Origin of the sequence: Marinomonas flavescens, assembly GCF_004352835.1 — a bacterium.
In the GTDB taxonomy this organism is placed as follows: Bacteria; Pseudomonadota; Gammaproteobacteria; order Pseudomonadales; family Marinomonadaceae; genus Marinomonas; species Marinomonas flavescens.
This window is the reverse complement of record NZ_SJSB01000037.1, coordinates 1-2,484: the sequence shown is the minus strand read 5'-3', so window position 1 is coordinate 2,484 and position 2,484 is coordinate 1. Positions and strand designations below refer to the sequence as shown.

The 2,484-nt window shown below is 41.6% G+C and carries 2 protein-coding genes; both read left to right on the top strand.

Annotation, left to right across the window (positions count from 1 at the left end; translation table 11 throughout):
• Positions 1–315: 315 nt before the first annotated feature.
• Positions 316–1,290 carry a family 16 glycosylhydrolase gene (locus E0D70_RS17420; protein ID WP_165942930.1) on the top strand — a complete coding sequence of 325 codons (975 nt, stop codon included), beginning with the start codon at positions 316–318 and terminating at the stop codon, positions 1,288–1,290.
• Between the two features lie 190 nt (positions 1,291–1,480).
• On the top strand, positions 1,481–2,389 hold the full coding sequence (locus E0D70_RS17415; protein ID WP_165942929.1) for a family 16 glycosylhydrolase: 909 nt from the start codon (positions 1,481–1,483) through the stop codon (positions 2,387–2,389).
• The last annotated feature ends 95 nt before the right edge of the window (positions 2,390–2,484 follow it).

Genomic DNA, 2,484 nt, shown 5'->3' with positions numbered 1-2,484 from the left:
CAACATCCAGCAAAAGACACCGTAGACTTGATCCCAAGACGATGGAAGCAACTGTTCGCAGACAACCCGTTGAAATCGCCATTGCTCTGAGAGTCAATGACTCCCTAGAATGAACGCTTACTTCGTAACTACTGTTACTTTAAATAATACCCAGTTCAGCAGATGTCTATTATCGGAGCCAAATGTACTCGAATTGCACACCCTCAACTAAAAGAGTTGATTTTGTAGTACGAAATATTCAATCCCTCTATATTCATTTTGATAGCCAATGAATGGATATAGGATCTTATAAAAAAATAAAAAAGGATGATGATAATGCCAATAGTTTCGAAGCGAATATCTATTTTTGTTTCTGCATCGATTGCAGCTTTAGTTGCAGCCAGTCCAGTAATGGCTGCTGATAGCCACAAATCAGCAATGCCAGATGGTGTCGGAGTGAACCCAGATCAGATTCAAGGAAATGTTCCGAACGGTACTTCCTCTGGATGGGCTTTGGTTGGCAGTCTCTCGGATGAGTTTAATGGGGCAAAAGTTGATACTAATAAATGGACTGACAGTACCTCTTCAGCTGGCGTTCCATGGGCTTGGAGCCCAAAAAATTTGGCGCAGAAAGAAGGCAAACTCGAGATTACGGCACGTAAACAGCCTCAAGTAGTGAATGGGATTCATGTTGATTATAGTTCGGGGATATTGACTTCCAAAGGTACTCAAATTTTTGGTTATTACGAGGCAAGAGTTAAAGGCAATCCAACTTTTCCTGGCACGGCTCCTGCTTTCTGGATGAACGATAATGGACGGCAAGTTAAGGCGGCTGGTCTAGTGGGGACTAAAGAGGGTGACACCACTTACTCTGAAATTGATGTCGTCGAGATGCAGCAGGACAAATCTGTTAACTACATTGATATGCACGCGCCTTATGCCACCATGCAACATGGTAAATCTGTGCGAGTGCTGACTAAAGATGATCCTTATACCTTCCAGCGTAGGATTGACGCAGGTTTTGATCCGCGAAGTGACTTTCATACTTATGGTGTTATGGTTTCGAAAAAAGCATTGACTTGGTACCTTGATGGTCGAGAAGTGAGCAGTCAACCCAATACCAACTGGAATAAACTCCCCATGAATGTGAAGCTCTCATTGGGTATTCGACATCCGTTAATCAGCTACCATAATTGCCCCCAAAATTATCCGATCCGTCGTTGTCCAGTACCTGGAGCTGCAGATGCGAAAGGGTTCCCGACGACTATGCTGGTGGATTGGGTGCGTGTCTACAAAAAGAAAACACTATAGATACGTAGCTATCTTGAATGTTCTCTATCAAATTGATTTCGATCTGCGCGAATGTTTGGCTCAAGGTCAGGTATTTCCAATACCTAACGTTTTTTTTTTGAACTTAGCGTGAAATATTCAATACCTCTACTCAGTAGATAGTTAATGGATGGGTATAGGGCCTTATAAAAATATAAAAAGGATGATAATAATGCCGAAAATATCAAAAAAAATATCTATTTTTGCATCAACCACCTGTGTTGCACTCTTAGTTACAGGTTGTTCGGTGATGGATGCTAATAATCATAAAACAGTAGGGGCGAATGGTGTTGGAGTAAGCCCAAATCAGATTCAAGCAAATGTACCAAACGGCACGGCTTCTGAATGGGAATTGGTAAATAATCTCTCAGATGAATTTAACGGTACGACAATTGCGAAGTCCAAGTGGACCACTGATATAAATCAATTCGATGGTCCATGGGCCTGGGATCCTAAAAACGTCACTGTGGCCAATGGAAACCTTGATATTACTATGCGGCATGTAACACGTAACGTACAAATCCCTAATAAAAAAGGGAAACGTGTAACAACAGCAATTCACTATACGTCAGGAATGTTGAAGTCGAAATCTAAAATGATCTTTGGCTATTACGAAGCTAGAATACAGGGCGTTTCTACTTTTCCTGGATCGAGCCCAGCATTTTGGCTGTATAGCAATGTTGCATCGGATATGGCGGCGGGATTGATTGGTAAGAAAGATGGAGATACTGCATATTCCGAAGTTGATGTCGTTGAGATGCAGCAAGAGAGATCATCTATCCATAAAATAGATATGCATGGCCCCTATCAGATAATGAAAAATGGCAAACACGTATTTGTACGAAGAAAAGATGCGCCGTATAGCCCAGTGACGGTAGATTTTGATCCCAGCAAAGGGTTTCATACTTATGGCGTGATGGTATCCAGAAAGTCACTTACTTATTACGTTGATGGTGTAAAAGTGATTAGTCAGCCGAACGATCATTGGAACCATTTACCGATGAATTTAGCGCTATCGTTGGGACTTCGAGCTCCTAATCTCACGTATAAAGATTGTAAACGTCAGGCCATCACCACCTAGACAGGCTTAAATTAACTCACTTTTTTAAATTTGTTATTGGCGTAAAACAAGAAGCTGGTCTAGGGTTATGTGTAGACAGAGAGCAAGGGATTGTT

Coding starts and splice junctions, on each gene's coding strand:
- E0D70_RS17415 (WP_165942929.1), top strand. CDS start 1,481: ATGCCGAAAATATCAAAAAAAATATCTATTTTTGCATCAACCACCTGT.
- E0D70_RS17420 (WP_165942930.1), top strand. CDS start 316: ATGCCAATAGTTTCGAAGCGAATATCTATTTTTGTTTCTGCATCGATT.